Origin of the sequence: Caballeronia sp. EK, from assembly GCF_014384845.1 — a bacterium.
Classification (GTDB): Bacteria; Pseudomonadota; Gammaproteobacteria; order Burkholderiales; family Burkholderiaceae; genus Caballeronia; species Caballeronia jiangsuensis.
Genome location: NZ_JACSUE010000002.1, coordinates 15,329 through 33,342, shown reverse-complemented (window position 1 = coordinate 33,342; position 18,014 = coordinate 15,329). Strand labels below are relative to the sequence as shown.

The following is an 18,014-nucleotide window of genomic DNA, read 5'->3' as shown; positions in this document are numbered from 1 at the left end:
TCGCGATGAATCAGCGATTACGCGATGCTTCCGTCGTGACCGCGCCCGCCGTCGTCGTGTTGTGGACGCCGTTGCCATCGCAGAAGATGGCGGTCATCACCATCGGCACGACCTGTTTTACGACCGCCGTGCTGCCCGATTCGCGCACCTTCGCCTCCACCGATTCCGACGCGGCGAGCACCACGACGCCGTACGCGGAATCGTTGATCGGCTGGCCGCTGCCGCGCTTGAACATGTCGTCGCCCTGCTCGTAGCCCAGCACGGCGAAGACGCGAAAGCCGTAGGCGGTGAGATCGCTGCCGTGCGTCGGCTTGAAGGCGTTCACGGAGTTCGCCTCGACGCGCATGGGACGCGCGTCGATGGACTTGTCGGCGACGAGCGGCGCGATGAACCTGTGCGCACTGGATTTGCAGTCGAGCTGGCTTTCGAGAGGCGTCGCGGCGCACAGGCTGGGCAGTAGTCCCCCGACCACGGCAGCGAATGCGGTGAGCGTTGCGAGAGGAGCGGTTTTCATGGCAGCGGTAACCAACGGTTCGTAAAGTCCGACACGGATTCTCGGCATCCGCATCGATGCAATAAGCGAGCCAGCGATCCGGCCCGCACTTCGCGCACGCGCTGCATTGTTCCCGCAAGGGCTTGGTTTGTTCTTTGTTGGTTGACTTCTTGACCGAAGGCGTTACGCGCAATCCTCGTGTGTGTACAGCGATTCCTACAATCGTCTTTGTATTAGAGATATACACAGACTCTGCGCTTCGACAGGCCGCGTCTGTACGAGATCCCTCAATCTTTCCCTATCGATGCGTCCGCCCGATGACACGCCGCACTGCCGCCATGCGGAACACGAATTCGGCGAAATGGTTATATTCGCGGTTCGACTAAAAAGGACCTTTTCATGACCGCGCTCTCCGATTTTCCCATCACTCGCAAATGGCCCGCTCAGCATCCGGAGCGCATCCAGCTCTACTCGCTGCCGACGCCGAACGGCGTGAAAGTCTCGATCATGCTGGAGGAAACCGGCCTGCCCTACGAGCCGCATCTCGTGCGCTTCGACAAGAACGACCAGTTGTCGGAGGAGTTTCTATCGCTCAATCCGAACAACAAGATTCCCGCGATCATCGATCCGGACGGCCCGAACGGCGAGCCGATGCCGTTGTTCGAATCCGGCGCGATCCTCATCTATCTCGCGGCGAAAAGCGGCCAGTTGATGCCCGACGATGTGGCGAAACGCTACGAAGCACTGCAATGGCTGATGTTCCAGATGGGCGGCATCGGTCCGATGTTCGGGCAGGTCGGCTTCTTCCATAAATTCGCGGGCAAGGAATACGAGGACAAGCGGCCGCGCGCGCGTTACGTCGCCGAGTCGAAGCGGCTGCTTGCCGTGCTCGACCAACGGCTCGACGGCCGCGACTGGATCATGGGCGACGAACTCAGCATCGCGGATATTTCGACGTTTCCGTGGGTACGCAATCTGATCGGCTTTTACGAGGCGCGGGAACTCGTCGATTTCCATGAATTCAAAAACGTCGAACGCGTGCTCGAAGCTTTTCTGGCGCGGCCTGCCGTGAAGCGCGGACTGGAAATCCCGAAACGCGATTGATCCGTATGCGAAAGACGGTTGTCACACGACCGTCTTGAACGACCGGTAGAGTGCGCTCTTTCGAAAATGTCTGAAGATTGACCATCGCGCTGCGCAACGCCGCGCCCGGGCCCGGACTTCCTCGCGCACTTCCCTCCTCTACCGAACATGTCAAAGCTCACCGTCAAGGCGCGCCTCGCGATTGTCACGGGCGCGGTCACCGCCGTGCTCGTCGTTGTCGGCGGCGCCGGATTATTCGGCGTCCAGCAAGGCAATGCCGCGCTGCGTCACGTCTTCGAAGGCCGCGCGCAGGCGCTGCAAACCATCTCGACCATCGACGAACTCATCACGCAAAGCCAGTTCGCGATCAGCGACGCGGTGCTCGATCCGTCGGCGCAAAAGACGCAAGCCGTGGTCGCGTCGACGCAGCAGCGCATCGCGAATGTCGATGCCCTGCTCGGCCGATATCTGCGCTATCCGCTCGATGCGACCGAGGCGCCGCAAGCCAAACGCCTCGCCGCCGATTGGGCGACGCTGCGCGACAAGGGTTTTCGTCCGACGGCCAATCTGCTCGCCGCCAACAATTTGTCCGAAGCGCAGTGGATCGTGACGCAGCAGATCGAGCCGCAGGCGAAGCGCGTCAAGCAGGAAAGCACCGAACTGCGCGCGTTCCAGCTCACCGCCGCGCAGCGGGAATACGACGACGCGCAGCGCGTGAGCCGCATCGTGCAGTGGACGGTCGGCGCGTGCATCGCCGCGGGCGTGGCGCTCGTCGGCGGGCTGTGCTTTTCGATGGCGCGCACGCTCGTGCGTCAACTCGGGGGCGAGCCGGAACTCGCGGCGAGCGTCGCACGGCGCGTGTCGAAAGGCGACTTGCTGACCGACGTGCCCGTCGCGCCCGGCGACACGCAAAGCCTGATGCACGCGATGGGTCTGATGCGTAGCCAGCTTGCGGCGATGGTCGGCGACATCAAGCGATCGACGGACACCATCGGCATCGCGGCGGCGGACATCACCGAAGGCAATCACGCGCTGTCGGCGCGCACGGAAGAACACGCGGCGAGCTTGCAGCAGACGTCGGCCAGCATGGAGCAGATCGCGGCGACGGTGCGCACCAACGCCGATCACGCGAACCGCGCGCGCGAACTCGCGAAAGAAGCATCGGAACGGGCAAAGGACGGCGAGCGCGCCGTCGCCGATGCGATCGCGCGCATGACCGATCTGTCCTCACGTTCGGCGCAAATCGAGCAGATCACGAGCGTCATCGAATCGATCGCGTTTCAGACCAATTTGCTCGCGCTGAATGCCGCGGTGGAAGCGGCGCGCGCCGGATCGCTGGGGCGCGGCTTCGCGGTGGTCGCGGAGGAAGTGCGCGCGCTGTCGCGACGCTCGTCGGGTGCGGCGAAGGAAATCTCGCAACTGACGCGTGAGGTGAACGCGCACGTGGAATCGAGCGGCGCGACAGTGAAACGCGCGGGCACGACGCTCGCCGATCTGCTCGATTCCGTCGACGGCGTGTCCGCGCTGGTCGAAGCGATCGCCACGGCGTCGAGCGAGCAAAGCAGCGGCATCGACGAAGTGAACGACGCGGTGTCGCAGATGGACCAACTCATGCAGAAAAATGCGGCCTTGGTGAACGAAGCGTCGGCCTCGGCGTTGTCGCTCGACGCACAGGCGCGCGAGCTCAGGCAGACTGTCCGGGCGTTTCAGGTCTAGCCATTTTTTTTCGCGTAGACACGATTTTTTCAACCGGTTCAGAATGGGAGGCGAAGCAGCGCGCGAATTTCGTTCGCCGGATGAAATGCGTTACGCATCAAGAGCTTGATCCGGCGATGCTCAGGATATCCACATGCTTGTGCACGGTATCTGTGGACAAGCATGTGCGTTCCCAGCCGACACGAATTCGCCGAACGTTCACGTTCTTCGATGCGATATCTGACGGTGGTGACGCCCATGGATAGCCCCTTCCGCTCTTTTTCTCCCCTCGCCTTTCCTTTCCGTTCTGCTCGATCGCGACGATTTCCCGCCATCGCCGCGATCGGAATGATCTGCGTCGCGGCTCATGCGCAGACGCAATGTCCCGGCTACGTCGAAACCGACGCCGGCAGCGCATTCGACGTCGCCTCGATCATCCGCGACACGGGTTCGCCGCAATCGGCGCTGGACAAGGTGCGCAGCGCCGTGGCGCGGATCAACGCGGGCGGCGGATGCTCGATCTTCCGCGACCGGCTCGCCTGCGAAGAAACGATGACGCTCGCCGACAAGGCGATCGCCGCGCTACAGGCGTGCGCGAACGCCAAGATGCCCAAAGGCACCGCTCACGGTTGATGCGACCGGGAAATAAAAAAGCGCGTGCCGCCTGAATCGGCGGCACGCGCTTTCGAGTTCGTCCGAAGGTAGTCCGGACGGCCCGTAGATCAGCGATCCAGGAAAGGACGCAGCTTGTCGGCGCGGCTCGGATGCATGAGCTTGCGCATCGCCTTGCTTTCAATCTGACGAATACGCTCGCGCGTCACGTCGAATTGCTTGCCCAGCTCTTCGAGCGTGTAGTCAGACGCCGTGTCGATGCCAAAGCGCATACGCAGCACCTTCGCCTCGCGCGGCGACAGCGCATTGAGCGCATCGTCGATCGCGGCGCGCATATTCGCGTGCACGGCGGCATCGGCCGGCGACGCAGCGCCCTGATCCTCGATCATGTCGCCGAGCGTCGCATCGGCATCTTCACCGACCGGCGTTTCCAGCGACACCGGCTGCTTGGCGATCTTGAGAATGCCGCGGATCTTCTCTTCCGGCATTTCCATACGCTCGGCGAGCACGGACGGATGCGCTTCCTGACCTGTTTGCTGCAGGATCTCGCGCGAAATGCGGTTCAGCTTGTTGATCGTTTCGATCATGTGGACCGGCACGCGAATCGTGCGCGCCTGATCCGCGAGCGAACGCGTCACAGCCTGACGAACCCACCACGTCGCATACGTCGAGAACTTCCAGCCGCGGCGATATTCGAACTTGTCCACCGCCTTCATCAGACCGATGTTGCCTTCCTGGATCAGATCCAGGAACTGCATGCCGCGATTCACGTACTTCTTCGCGATCGAAATCACGAGACGCAGGTTCGCTTCGATCATCTCGCGCTTGGCCTGACGCATCTTCAACTCGGCAGCCGTCATCTGACGGTTGATCTGCTTGAGTTGCTTGAGCGGCATTTCGACCACGCCTTCGACATCGATGAGCTTTTGCTGCTCGGCCTGAATCGCGGGCAAGCTGCGCTCGAGCGACGCGCCGTAATGCTTCGAGCCCGCAGCGGCGCGCGACGTCCAATCGAGATCGGTCTCGTGACCGACGAACGATTCGACGAACTTCTCGCGCGGCATGCCGCAACGATCCACCGCGATCTGCAAAACGCGACGCTCGATATCACGCACCTGCGCCACGCGCTGCTGAACGTCGACACACAGGCGGTCGATGGTCTTCGCCGTGAAGCGGATCGAACCGAGCTCGCGCTGGATTTCGGTGCGCGCTTTTTCGACTGCCTTCGTCGCGACGGCGCCCGAACCCTTAGGATTGCTCGCTTGTTCGGCCAGCTCGCGCACGCGTGCGAAGATTTCGAGACAATCGGCCTTCAATTGCTTCAGGCGCGCTTCGTTCGATGCGCCAGCATCGCCGCCGTCCAGATCGTCGTCGTCGTCTTCGTCGCTGTCGGAGTCATCGGTATCGGTGTCGATGTCGGCGGAGTCGTTTGTTTCGGGTGCCGAAATATCTTCCTCTGCCGTGTCCTCTTCCTTCAGGCCGTCGACCAGATCGTCGATCTTGAGCTCACCCGATTCGACTTGCGATGCATCCGCGAGAATGGTCGCGACGGTCGACGGGCATGCCGCGATCGCCTGGATCATCTCGTGCAGGCCGTCTTCGATGCGCTTCGCAATGGCGATCTCGCCGGCACGCGTGAGCAGCTCGGTTGCGCCCATTTCGCGCATGTACATGCGAACCGGATCCGTCGTGCGCCCGAATTCGGAATCGACCGTCGATAGCGCGTTTTCCGCTTCTTCGTCCGATTGCTCGTCGGTGACCACGCTCGGGGCGCTATCGCTCAGCAGCAGCGTTTCGGCATCCGGAGCCTGCTCGTAGACAGCGACACCCATGTCGTGGAACGTGCTGACAATGGTTTCCATCGCAGCCGTTTCAGCGAAATTGTCCGGCAGGTGGTCGTTGATCTCGGCGTGCGTGAGATAACCGCGATCCTTGCCCAACTGGATGAGCGCGCGCATCTGACGTTGCCGTTCTTCATTCTGCTCCGCGGTCATCGCGACATCGGGCTGTATCGTGCCGGCCTGGCCCTTCCCTTTGTTCGCCCGCCGGCCTGGTGCCTTGCGCGCCGGCGCGACGATATCCAGCTCCGAATCTTCCCGATCAAAACTTGCCATACTTTCTCCTCGACAGGTTTGCTCGGCGACGACAGATCCCCGGGAGCGAGCGTAACGGCTCGCGATGATTTCGATGACAGCTTCGACCACGGACGGCTTGCTGAAAATCGCATCGAGCAAAACACGCAAACCGCATCCAGACGCGGTACTTGCGTTTTCCAATCGCCCATTAAGGCGCAACCTTAGAGTATATCAGCATTTGCTGCGTCGCAGCAGCCTGATTTAAAAAACTTTTCCTGACGTTGCCATTGCGCGGCATTCGTCTGATCTAAGTCTGTCCTGATGTTGGTCGCGAAGATTGCTCACGACTTCAACCCAGGTATTTCGCGAAGTCTCGTCGATGACGCGACACGCGAAATCGTCTGTAAGAGCGAACTCAAAGGGAGTGAAGTCGACTGGCCTTGACTCCACGGCCTCGCGGCCTCCCTTGACTTCATAGTGGGGGCGGGGTTGGCTCTCTTCAAGCGTAGGAGCGCTTTGAGATCGTTAAGGTGCGCCTCCGACGGGCGCTCGATTTCGGAGTCGGGCGTCGAAGCAACTCGCTCGGAATCCGCCTGCATGCCACTCGGGGCGTCGGGGTTGAGGAACACGATATGCCCTGCTTCAAGCGCGGCGAGGAAGTCGGGTGCCCACGTACCCGCATGTACGCGCGGTTGAGCCTCGTCACGGTGATGAATGACGATCGATCGGGCGTCATCGGAAACGCGATATCGTCGAAGTCCGTCGCGGCTTAGGAAGGATTGACCCATGAGCTTCGCAATGGCCGTATCGACTTGTATGGCGCGCGTGCGCTGGTTCTGCTCTTCTGCTTGTGCGTGTCGCTGACTGCGGACGCGGTAGGCGAAATCGACGGGCGTACGCAACAGGGTGCGGAGATAGCTGATCGGGTGCTTGGCGCGACGAAGATGATTCCAACTGGCTTCCACGACATCCGACAGAAGTTTCTTGTGAAGCCTCGCCTCGCGCATCAGTTTGAAGATCAGAAATTCACGAAATCCCAGAGACAGCAAGCGGTGGAGATCCGCGGGCAGGCGTCCTGATTGTCTCTTTTGAGTAGTAGGGATTAGATCCTTATATATAGCGCCGTCTGCCACGGTGACAGACGGCGGCGCCAAAGAAAAGGCGCGTTCGGTTTTGGCGGCATCTTCCCGACTAGGAACGGACGGTTTCTGCCCTTCGCTTGGATGTTCGACGAGACCGAGCAGAGCGGCGGCTTTCGGCGTCAAATGAATGTAGGCACGCCCGAACAAACCAGCCGCTCCGTAGCGTGTCTGGGGCGGCCGAGTGACGAAGCCGGTGGTTTCGAGATCGTCCATGCTGCGATAGAACGTGCGCATTGATTGTTGTGCGCGTCCGGTGAGCAGCTCGCGCCGTGCAAAGATCGGTGCGTACGGGCGAGACGCATCGACGGTGCGGGCGAGAGCAGCGAGCAACGCTCGAGCTCGCGCGGGGAGCGCAGTCGTGTGGGTAGCGCGATGCGCCGCGCGAAAGATCACCCAAGGAAGGTTCGATCGATCGCAAGCGTATTCATCGAGAGCGAGTTGGTCCGCTACCGCGGGTCCTGAATCAGGGTTTTGAAGGCGAGATTCAACCTCGCCTGCAACGGAACGTTGCGCGATACGCATGTCAAGTACGTCCATTTCGGAAAATGGAGGACAAACGCTTGACTGCCCATCGCGTTCCGCTAAACTTCGAGGTGTGTACTCGTGACCCGATTGGCGTCGGGAAGCGGAACGGGCGACATGCAGTTAAGCCCGATATTCAAAAGCCTTCGGTTGGCGCCGAAGGCTTTTGTCTTTTTACAGCTTGCTCGTTACATAGCAGTCTCGTCAGTACTGAATCATCAAGTTATTGATTTCTAAGTAAGTTCTACTAGGTTCATCGCCCAAAACTTCGCTTAGTTCGTTAAGTTGTTGATTTAAAACGGAAACCTAGTAGGTTCATTGATCCTGTTCCGATTCGCTCAACGTCTTGTTGATGAAGTCGGCAATCCGCTGTCCCCACATCTCTGCGTCAGTCGCTTCCTTCTCAAAGAAGCGGACGCCGACGACGCCGTTTCTCGTAGACACCTCGCAAATCTTTCTCCGGCCTGAGCGAACAACTGTTGAGCTTGGCGCAGCCGCGCGAGGTTTCTCCGTTGCGAGCGCGACGGCCTTGTCCTGAGTGAAGCTTTCGTCCTCGATAAGCCGGCGAATCGCTTCCACTACCTTTTCCGATTTCCCTGCCTCGGTCAGCGCGGCAAGTTTCTGCGCCGCATTGCTTCCCAGACGTTCAGGCTTTTCAGCGAGTGCTAATTTGGCCGCTTCCGGCAGCGCGTCGAACGAAAAGATTCGCGTCACGTGGCTCTTGCTCAATCCCGCGCTCTCGGAAATCTCGGCGCGCGACAGCCCGCTCAGTTCCTGCAATCGCTTGAAGTTCCAGTACTTCTCGAAGTCGGTTAGCGACGGCGACAGCAGGTTAGAAAAGAACGCCGCAAACTCGATTTCGCCTTCCTCGATCGATGCAACGTTCGCGCGGATCGACGAGCGTCCGAGTTCTCTATAAGCGGCAACGCGGTTATGTCCCGCGACGATTTCAAATCGACCTTCCGGCAATGCGCGCACCAAAATTGGCGTGGCGAGCGCGTGCTGGGCAAGGTTGCTTTTCAATTCCTGAAACTGCTCGGCCGTAAGTTTGCGGCGCCGCCCATGTACTTCGATGAGCGCATCAAGTCGCACTTCCAGCGCAGCACGCTCCTCGAGTTGCGACTCAAGTTCCTTGATTCGAGACTGCGCGCTATTTATGCGATTCTGCGCGTCCATCAATCGCCCTGGCGACGTGCGCGGCTCTGTGCTGACCGGACGCGGTTGCGCTGCTTCCGTCGGCTTGCTGCCGATGTTCGCTGTCTTGGCGAGGAGTCTGTCCCCGATGCCCATTTATTCCTCCTTCTGATTCCACGCGCGAACGAACTGCGCGTCGAGATGCTCGGCGAGTCGGTCGAGCGGCTCTTTGAACCGGTTGTAAGCGGCCGTGCTGCCATCCGGTTTCGACAAGTCATAGACCGTCGACAGTTGCGCCGACGCGCCTTTCGGCACCGTCGATTCCGGAATTTCGAAGGGCAGCACGCGATCGCCGTAAGCCTTCTGCAGCCATCCGCGCACGACGCGCGATACATCATCGGACTTCGCTTTCGTCATGATCACGTTCACGAAATCGAACCGCTTCTGCTCCAGCACCCCCGGCAGCTTCTTCGCGATATCGGCGAAGAGGTGCCAGAACTGCGTCGAACTTGCGAAGTCGAGCGCCTCGGGCGGGCAGGGGAGCAGGATTGCGTCCGACGCAAGCAGCGCGTTGATCGTCAGATAGCTGAGCGCCGGAGGCGTGTCGATGACGATCGCGTCGTACTCATTGGCGAGCGGCATCAAACCCTTGCGCACGATTTCCCAGAATTCGAACGTGCTATCGTTCAAAACCTTAGCGGGAATCTCGAACTCGGCGTCGAAAAGCGACGACGATGCCGGGATAAGGTCCAGGTTGTGCCAGTACGTTTCCTGCACGGCGTAGTGGAGGGTCTGTCGATCGCCGTATATGAGCGGAAGAAGGGTCTGATCGTCCGAGATTTCGGCGTCGGGCGCCCATCCGCACAACTGGGTGGTCGTGCCCTGCGGATCGCAGTCGATGACGAGCACTTTGCGCCCGAGCAGCGTCAACGCCTGTGCGGCCGACACGGCGGTCGTCGTTTTCGCGACGCCGCCCTTGAAGTTCGCGACGGTCACGATTCGCCCGCGCTTGCTTTCCGGCCGTCGCGTGCGTTCCTTCGTTGCGCGAATCCAGGTCAGCGCCTCTTCGAGCGTGAACTCCTTGCTACGGCCAGCGCCCTTGGACGTTCCCGCGGGCAGATCGCCCTTGGTGGTCAGGTATTGGAACCGCTGCTTATCGACGCCGCACAGCGATGCGACCTGCGCGCTCGTGAATGTCGGCGCGCTTTTGCGCGGGTACGGCTCCAACATCGCGTCGCGGATCTGATTGAGGATGTCAGTGGCTTGGGCCGCCACCCCCAAGAGCGTTTCGATCGAAACGGATTGATCGACTTCGGGAAGCCGAGCGCTTAGCATGGAATTCGCAGTCACTGGCGGGCCTGGGTAAGCAAATAATTCTTCGGTTGGTGGAAAACAAGCTGCAAACCGAAGAATAAACGGCGAACCGGTAAACCTCAAGTAAACTCTGAAGTACTTGAGCACCCGCACCGGGCATTTTTACAACGCTCAGCGCTCGTGTAAACGCGAAATTAAGAAGACTCTCAGAATTTCGAGTCTATCGACGCGTTGCGAATCAGTTTTTCGACGCCAAGGAAGCGCCCCGTGTCCTCGTTTCTGAGATAGAGCGAGGTCGTCGAGAGATCGGCGTGGCCGAGGCCGGCGCTGATTTCGCGCAACTCCGCGCCGTGCCCCAGCGCGTGCATCGAATGAGTGTGACGCAGCCAGTGCGTGCTGGCTTGCTTCAAATGTCGGCCGCTGCCCGGCGCGCGCGATTCCATGAACGCGGCGGCGTTGGTGAAAATGCTCTTGAAGATCTTTCCGATACCGTCGGGCGTGATGGCTTGCCCGCCGCGCGCCTGAGCGATGATCGGTGTGCCTTCAGCGCAATCCAGCGGCTCTTGCAGGCCGCGCATCGCGAGATTGTCCGTTAACGTTTCGACGACCACTGGCGGCAAAAGCACGGTGCGCGGCGCGCCGCGGCCTTGATCGACCGAAAGACGCCAGACCGCGCCAGCCACGCCGGGCAAGCGTCCCAAGCTGAGCGCGTCGGTCGTTGCGGCTGCGAGTTCGGCGCGGCGCAGGCCGGTCGCGTAGGCGAGAAGCAGCGCCAATCTGTCGCGATGCTCCGAAAACGAATAAACATCACGCTCAACCGATTGCAGGACGCATTTCCACTGCGCGAGATCGAGCGTGCGCGTGGCCGATTCAAACACGGGCGGCGCCGCGACGCGCGCCAATCCCGCGAAGGGATTCACCGACAGATAGCCCTCTCCGACGAGCCATTCGCACATTGCGCTCACTATCGAGCGAGCCGTTTCGCGGCTGCGGTCGGAGAGAGGTCCGGCAAAAGGCCGCCATCCGACGAAAGATCGTTCGCCACGATGGGCAGCGATCCAGCGCGCCGCCGGTTGCGGATTCGCCAGAAACGTGTCGATGTATTCGCTGCATTCGCCGCGATCGAGCGACGACAAGGGTTTGCCCCGTTCCACCAAAGCCCACAAGAGCAAGCGCTCGGCTTCGCGCCGATACGCACGCCGCGTGTGCGCGCTGCCCGCTCGGGCGTCGAGCCACGCAATAATCGCGCGAATATCCGTGCCGAACGGCGCGCCGACGCCCGACCGATTCGACCCTTTGGACCCGTCGAGCGCCGGCGGGACGCGCAGCGCCTCGATCGGCGCGATCACCACTTCGCGGTGTTCGCTGGTTTCCGGAGGTTGCGCCAGCGCGACGTCACCCGCTTGCCACTGCCGCCTCGGCACAAGCGTAACCGGTGAAAGTGTGTGCCGAAGCGCCTGGGCATGAAGCTGGAGCCAGTCGACGACGCGCTGTGCGCCCTTCGGACCGAGTCGCGGCACAACTGTGTACCAGCGATGCCGTCGACCTTCGATCAGTTCGATTACATCCGCGAGCGTCGTGAGTCCCGCCGCCGTGAGTCGCGCGGTGATCGCAGGCTCGAACCAGCCGTCGATGGGATGATCCGGACTCGGATCCTGCGCAAGCGATGCCTCCATGCGCGCAAGCGCGTCCGCCTGCCGGCGCCGCAAACGCACATTGCGCGCGGCGCGCCGGTCCAGGGCAGGGGAGGTGTCCGGCGGATAAGCCTCCTCATACAACGCCAGCAACTCGGATTCGCTGTAAACGCCACCCGGATCGGTCTTCTCGCGGAAGTCGTCAAGCGTGGGGGCTGTAGCGGCCGGCTTGGGCTCGAATAGCGGGATGCTGCCCGGGCGAAGCCGCAACAAATGCGCGGCTTCCGTATCGCGGGCGCGCCGGGCGAGGACCGACAGCGTATCGCGGAGCGCGTCGATCAGGCGTCGCGTGGTCCGGACATCGGTGCTGGCGTCGCCATACGATGCGTGCAACTGCGCCTCCGACACGCCATCGAGATAGCCCCGATACAGCGCGAAGTGCTGGCGTGTGAGCCGGTTCGGCGCGCGCAGTCGGACCGTATCCGGCGTAGATTCCACCGCGCTTTCTGCCGACCCTCGTGCGGAGCGTGCTGCGTTGAGAGCCATTTACGCTTTCTTTTCAGTGAGTTGGCGCGAGATTATCAACCAGCTTCGAATTTGACAAGAAAAATCGCTACATCTGATAAGTCGAATTATCAGCATCTGCACGTACGACCCGAGTGGCCGTATGCGTCGTCAGTCCTGCGCGCTTGAATCTTCATCCGGCGCGGCGCATATTTTCAGGAAATCATTAGCTGCTACACGCAGGAGAAACGAGCCGATGCTTGATCCTGTACGCCCCACCTCAAAACCGCCCGAGCAGGACGACGCATTCCGCCCGAGCCTGCCGGAGGTGTACGCGTCAGTTCACGTACCGGCCGGCGGCCGATGGATCCGCCGCTTCCTCGCGTTCGCCGGTCCCGGCTACATGATTTCCGTCGGCTACATGGACCCGGGCAATTGGGCGACGGACATCGCCGGTGGCTCGCGATTCGGCTACACGCCGCTGACCGTCATCCTGTTGTCGAACCTGATGGCGATTCTGCTACAGGCGCTCGCGGTCCGTCTCGGCGTCGCGACCGGACGCGATCTCGCGCAGGCATGCCGCGATCACTACTCGAAGCCGGTGAATTTCGCACTCTGGTTCGCGTGCGAGGCGGCGATCGTCGCATGCGATCTGGCCGAAGTGATCGGCACCGCCATCGCGCTGCAACTGCTCTTCGGCATTCCGCTGATCGCGGGCGCGCTCCTGACCGCGCTCGATGCCTTTCTTCTGCTGCTGCTGATCAACAAAGGCTTTCGCTTGCTGGAAGCCTTCGTCATCGCGCTGCTGGTCGTGATCGCGAGTTGCTTCGCGTTGCAGATCGCGGCCGCCGCGCCGCCGTTCGCCGATGTCCTGCGCGGATTCATCCCTTCGCCGCGTATCGTCGCGGATCGCGAAATGCTCTACGTGGCGATCGGCATTCTCGGCGCGACGGTCATGCCGCACAACCTGTATCTGCATTCGTCGATCGTGCAGACGCGCGCCTACGGCAAATCGGTATCGGCCCGGCGCTCCGCGATTCGCTGGGCGACCATCGACAGCACCATCGCGCTGACGCTCGCGCTTTTCATCAACGCCGCGATCCTGATCGTCGCCGCCGCCGTGTTCCATGCGAGCGGTCACAACGACGTCGCGGAGATCGGCGACGCGTTCCACTTGTTGTCGCCGCTGCTCGGCCTGAGCATTGCATCGACGCTCTTCGCGGTCGCGTTGCTCGCGTCGGGCCTGAATTCGACCGTCACCGCGACGCTCGCCGGCCAGATCGTGATGGAAGGTTTTTTGCGCCTGCACATTCCGAACTGGGCGCGGCGTCTGATCACGCGCGGGATCGCGATCGTTCCCGTGATCGTCGTCACCGCGATCTACGGCGAAAAGGGCACCGGCCAGTTGCTCGTGCTGAGCCAGGTGATCCTGTCGATGCAACTGCCGTTCGCCGTGATCCCGCTGGTGCGTTTCGTGTCGGACCGCCGCAAAATGGGCGTCTTCGCCGTCTCGCGCTGGACGAGCGGGCTGGCGTGGCTCGTCGCCGGCGTGATCGTCGTGCTCAACGTCAAGCTGCTCACCGACACGCTGCTGCCGTAACGGGACATCGCGCGCGGAAAAAAACAACACCCCCTATATAGAAGGAGACAGGAACAATGAGCGGCGCGTTCATCGACATCACTCTGCGCGACGGCACGATCATTCCCGCCTACGTGACGCAGCCCGCGAAGGGATCGGGGCCGGGCATCGTGCTGCTTCACGACGCGGCGGGCCTCGACGACTTCGTCACGCGCACAGCCGACCTTTATGCCGAAGAAGGCTATGTCGTGCTCGCGCCGCGACTGCCCGAGCACGAGCCAAAGCCTGGCGGGATCGCGGCGGAAAACTTCGCGTCGCTCGTCGATGCCCTTCGCGCGTTGCCGCAGCATGCGGGCAAGGTCGGCGTGGTCGGTTTCGGGCGTGGCGGGCGGTTCGCGACGCGCATCGCCGCACAGGCCGACGTCGATTGCGCAGCCTGCTATTACCCCGACGACTTCACCGCCTGCCTCGCCGATATCCCGACGATCCGCTGCCCGATGGTCTTCCACTTTCCCGAACACGGCGCGCACGACCCGCGCGAAGTCGAGGCCGCGCTCGCGGACAAACCGAACATCGAACGCTATGCCTATCCGGGCACATCGACGGGCTTCATCGCGCCCGGCAGCGAGCACTACGACAAACCCGCCGCGCTGATGGCGTACTCGCGCACGCTATCGATGCTGCGCAAGGTGCTCGGCCCGCTCTTCGATCTGAATCATTTGTGGGAGCAGCACTGCTATTTCGAGTTCGCCACGCGCGATGTCGACGCCGTGATGCCGACAATGGTCGCCGAGCCCTACGTGAATCACGTACCGACGATGACGGGCGGCGTCGGTCACGATCAGTTGAAGCGCTTCTACAAGTATCACTTCGTCCATTCGAACCCGGCCGATACGAAGCTGATACCGGTGTCGCGCACGATCGGCGCGGATCGCGTCGTCGACGAGTTCGTGTTCTGTGCGACGCACGACCGCGAAATCGACTGGCTGCTGCCCGGGCTTCCGCCGACGGGCCGATACTTCGAAATCCCGATGCTCGCCGTGATCCGCTTTCGCGGCGACAAGCTCTACAACGAGCATATCTACTGGGATCAGGCGTCGGTGCTGGTGCAGATCGGCGTGCTCGATCCGGACGGGCTGCCGATTGCGGGACGGCAGGCCGCGAAGAAGCTCATCGACGAAACCTTGGCGAGCAATGAGTTGATGCCCAACTGGTCGTCGAGCGAGGGCAAGCCCATCTGAGCCGTTGCATACTACGGTCACACTATTAGAACCATCCGGAGACAGGCATGACCGACGTGGCAGGCGCGCACTCCGCGCCCCAATGTCCCTTTCACGACGAATCGCGCGCGCCGGACGGCTGCCCCGTGAGCGCGCGCGCAGCTGAATTCGATCCCTTCGGCGACGGCTATCAGCAAGACCCGCCCGACTACGTGCGGTGGGCGCGCGAACAGGAGCCGGTGTTCTTCAGCCCGAAACTCGGCTACTGGGTCGTCACGCGCTACGACGACATCAAGGCGATCTTCCGCGACAACCTCACGTTCAGTCCTTCGATCGCGCTGGAGAAGATCACGCCGACTGGCCCCGAAGCGAACGCGGTGCTCGCGTCGTACGGCTTCGCGCTCAACCGCACGCTCGTCAACGAGGACGAACCCGCGCACATGCCGCGCCGTCGCGCGCTGATGGACCCGTTCACGCCCGAGGCGCTCGCGCATCATGAACCGATGGTGCGCGCGCTCGCACGCGAATACGTCGACCGATTCATCGACGATGGCCGCGCCGATCTAGTCGATCAGATGTTGTGGGAAGTGCCGCTCACCGTCGCGCTGCATTTTCTCGGCGTGCCGGACGAAGACATGGACACGCTGCGCCGCTATTCGATCGCGCACACGGTCAACACGTGGGGACGGCCGAAGCCCGAAGAGCAGGTCGAAGTCGCGCACGCCGTCGGCAAGTTCTGGCAATACGCGGGCAAGGTGCTCGACAAGATGCGTGAGGATCCGTCCGGTCCCGGCTGGATGCAATACGGCATCCGCAAGCAGAAGGAATTGCCCGAAGTCGTCACCGACTCGTATCTGCATTCGATGATGATGGCGGGCATCGTCGCCGCGCACGAGACGACGGCGAACGCCACCGCGAACGCGTTGAAGCTCCTGCTGCAACATCCGCAGGCGTGGCGCGACATCTGCGACGACCCGAGTCTGATTCCGAACGCGGTGGAAGAGTGCCTGCGTCATAACGGCTCGGTCGCGGCGTGGCGGCGGCTCGCGACGAAGGACGTGAAGATCGGCGGCATCGATATTCCCGCGGGCTCGAAGCTCTTGATCGTCACGTCATCGGCGAATCACGATCAACATCAGTTCGCCGATGCTGATCTTTTCGACATTCGCCGCGAAAACGCCAGCGATCAGTTGACCTTCGGCTACGGCGCGCATCAGTGCATGGGCAAGAACCTCGCGCGCATGGAGATGCAGATTTTCCTCGACGAGCTCACGCGACGCCTGCCGCACATGCGCCTCGCCGAACAGCGTTTTACCTATGTGCCGAACACGTCGTTTCGCGGGCCGGAGCATCTGTATGTCGAATGGGACCCGGCGATGAATCCCGAGCGCACCGACCCGAACGTGCGCGAGGCGCGCGCGGTGGTGCGCATCGGCGAGCCATCGTCGCATGCGGTGAGCCGCGCGGTGATCGTCGATTCGGTTCAGGCTTGCGCGGATCGTGTCGTGCGCGTGCGGCTCGTATCGGCGGACGGGCGCGATCTGCCGCGCTGGACGGCGGGCTCTCATATCGATGTCGTCTGCGGCGACACCGGCCTGTCGCGCCAGTATTCGCTATGCGGAGATCCGGGCGACGCCGGAGCATTCGAAATCGCGGTGTTGCGCGAGACGGAAAGCCGGGGAGGCTCGGCGTGGGTTCACGAGAACGTGAAGCGCGGCGCGCACTGGCGTATTCGCGGCCCGCGCAATCACTTCCGTCTCGACGAGCGCGCGAAAAAGCTCGTGCTGATCGCGGGCGGCATCGGCATCACGCCGATCAGCGCGATGGCGCGGCGCGCTCACTCGCTCGGCATCGACTACGAGATGCATTACAGCGGACGCTCGCGCGCATCGATGGCCTTGCTCGACGAGATGCGCGCGCTGCACGGCGCACGCCTTCGCGAGTACGTCTCGGAAGAAGGCACGCGCAACGATTTCGCGGCGCTCGCGGTGGAAGAGGGCACGCTCGTCTACGCGTGCGGCCCGGCGCGCATGCTCGATGCGCTCGGAAACGCGAGTGCATCCTGGCCCGACGAGGCGCTCAAGATCGAGCATTTCGAGTCGAAGCTGGGCACGCTGGATCCGCAGCACGAGCGCGCATTCGAGGTCGAACTGAAAGATTCGGGTCTCGTGCTGACCGTTCCGGCCGATCAGACCTTACTCACGACGCTCAGACGCGCGAACGTCGATGTGCAAAGCGACTGCGAAGAAGGTCTGTGCGGATCATGCGAAGTGCGCGTGCTCCAGGGCGAAATCGATCATCGCGACGTGGTGCTGACAAAAGGCGAACGGCAATCGAACGATCGGATGATGGCGTGCTGCTCGCGCGCGAAGGGCGCAAAGCTCGTTTTAGCGCTTTGACAAATCAGCGATTTCGAGTGACTTTCGCCGGCCACTCGAAGTCGTTACTTTCACTGACAGATGTCAAAATGTCGCGGTTATAGACAATCGATTAACTGCGCTTATTTTCATCGCGTCGTCATGTCTCAGCGTTAGGAGAGAACGAGTTTGTTCCTGATAAAGACGAGTTGGTTATACCCAGTAGTTAATTCTTATATAAGGAATAACGCTCGCGCGGGATTCGTCGCGTCCAGGACAGAAAGCTCGCACGGTCCGACACAGTTCGACATTCGCCGCGCATCCGCTTACGCATTTACCCAAACGGGCGAATTGATCATACAACCTGCGCAATTTTCGCCGTCATATAGGATGATTATTGAACGTGCGTTCGAACATTTCTGCGATAAGCAGCAAGTTAATTAAGGGTGTTTTTACTCAAACTAGGGTTTATACCTACTAATATGAAATTTTTTGCGCATGTTTTCCGTTTAGAATCGTTACTAATTTGGTGCGTCGCACAAGCGCCCAAAACCGAATAACTTCCATATGCCCTGCTGCAAAAGCGCGAGAATGTTCGCGCGGATGGATCACGCTCGCGCGATTCACGGCGGCAAGGCGAAAGAGAAGGC

General features: G+C 61.4%; 12 protein-coding genes. 6 read left to right on the top strand and 6 right to left on the bottom strand.

The window, feature by feature from the left end; genetic code table 11:
- Positions 1-10: 10 nt before the first annotated feature.
- On the bottom strand, positions 11-514 hold the full coding sequence (locus tag IAG25_RS04510) for a hypothetical protein (protein WP_187603769.1): 504 nt from the start codon (positions 512-514) through the stop codon (positions 11-13).
- 378 nt (positions 515-892) lie between these two features.
- On the opposite strand from IAG25_RS04510, the gene IAG25_RS04505 reads away from it, so the two are divergent.
- From IAG25_RS04505 to IAG25_RS04495, 3 genes are all read left to right on the top strand, one after another.
- Positions 893-1,597 (top strand): glutathione S-transferase N-terminal domain-containing protein, encoded by a 705-nt coding sequence (locus IAG25_RS04505; protein WP_187603768.1) that lies wholly within the window; start codon positions 893-895, stop codon positions 1,595-1,597.
- 147 nt (positions 1,598-1,744) lie between these two features.
- Positions 1,745-3,292 carry a methyl-accepting chemotaxis protein gene (locus IAG25_RS04500; protein WP_187603767.1) on the top strand — a complete coding sequence of 516 codons (1,548 nt, stop codon included), beginning with the start codon at positions 1,745-1,747 and terminating at the stop codon, positions 3,290-3,292.
- A gap of 327 nt (positions 3,293-3,619) precedes the next feature.
- On the top strand, positions 3,620-3,904 hold the full coding sequence (locus IAG25_RS04495; protein WP_238210780.1) for a hypothetical protein: 285 nt from the start codon (positions 3,620-3,622) through the stop codon (positions 3,902-3,904).
- A gap of 89 nt (positions 3,905-3,993) precedes the next feature.
- Here IAG25_RS04495 and rpoD read toward each other — a convergent pair whose 3' ends face one another.
- The 5 genes from rpoD to IAG25_RS04470 form a co-directional block, all read right to left on the bottom strand.
- Complete coding sequence (rpoD, locus tag IAG25_RS04490; protein ID WP_187603765.1) at positions 3,994-5,997, bottom strand: RNA polymerase sigma factor RpoD; 2,004 nt, start codon at positions 5,995-5,997, stop codon at positions 3,994-3,996.
- Positions 5,998-6,299: 302 nt separating this feature from the next.
- Entirely contained in the window at positions 6,300-7,430 is a 1,131-nt protein-coding gene (locus IAG25_RS04485; RefSeq protein ID WP_255503534.1) for a replication protein O, read from the bottom strand.
- 507 nt (positions 7,431-7,937) lie between these two features.
- On the bottom strand, positions 7,938-8,912 hold the full coding sequence (locus tag IAG25_RS04480; protein ID WP_187603763.1) for a ParB/RepB/Spo0J family partition protein: 975 nt from the start codon (positions 8,910-8,912) through the stop codon (positions 7,938-7,940).
- A complete protein-coding gene (locus tag IAG25_RS04475) occupies positions 8,913-10,091 on the bottom strand; it encodes a ParA family protein (protein WP_187603762.1) in 1,179 nt (392 codons plus the stop codon).
- A gap of 185 nt (positions 10,092-10,276) precedes the next feature.
- Positions 10,277-12,202, bottom strand: a complete 1,926-nt coding sequence (locus IAG25_RS04470; protein WP_309243920.1) for a phage integrase family protein — start codon at positions 12,200-12,202, stop codon at positions 10,277-10,279.
- Positions 12,203-12,464: 262 nt separating this feature from the next.
- Here IAG25_RS04470 and IAG25_RS04465 point away from each other — a divergent pair, with 262 nt between their 5' ends.
- Genes IAG25_RS04465 through IAG25_RS04455 form a run of 3 tightly spaced genes read left to right on the top strand, consistent with a single transcriptional unit; the run spans position 12,465 to position 17,406 of the window.
- The gene (locus IAG25_RS04465; RefSeq protein WP_187603760.1) at positions 12,465-13,808 is read left to right on the top strand and encodes an Nramp family divalent metal transporter; all 1,344 of its coding nucleotides are present in this window, start codon (positions 12,465-12,467) and stop codon (positions 13,806-13,808) included.
- Positions 13,809-13,864: 56 nt separating this feature from the next.
- Positions 13,865-15,028 (top strand): dienelactone hydrolase family protein, encoded by a 1,164-nt coding sequence (locus IAG25_RS04460; protein WP_187603759.1) that lies wholly within the window; start codon positions 13,865-13,867, stop codon positions 15,026-15,028.
- 47 nt (positions 15,029-15,075) lie between these two features.
- Positions 15,076-17,406, top strand: coding sequence for a cytochrome P450/oxidoreductase (locus IAG25_RS04455; RefSeq protein WP_187603758.1), 2,331 nt, complete (start codon positions 15,076-15,078; stop codon positions 17,404-17,406).
- The last annotated feature ends 608 nt before the right edge of the window (positions 17,407-18,014 follow it).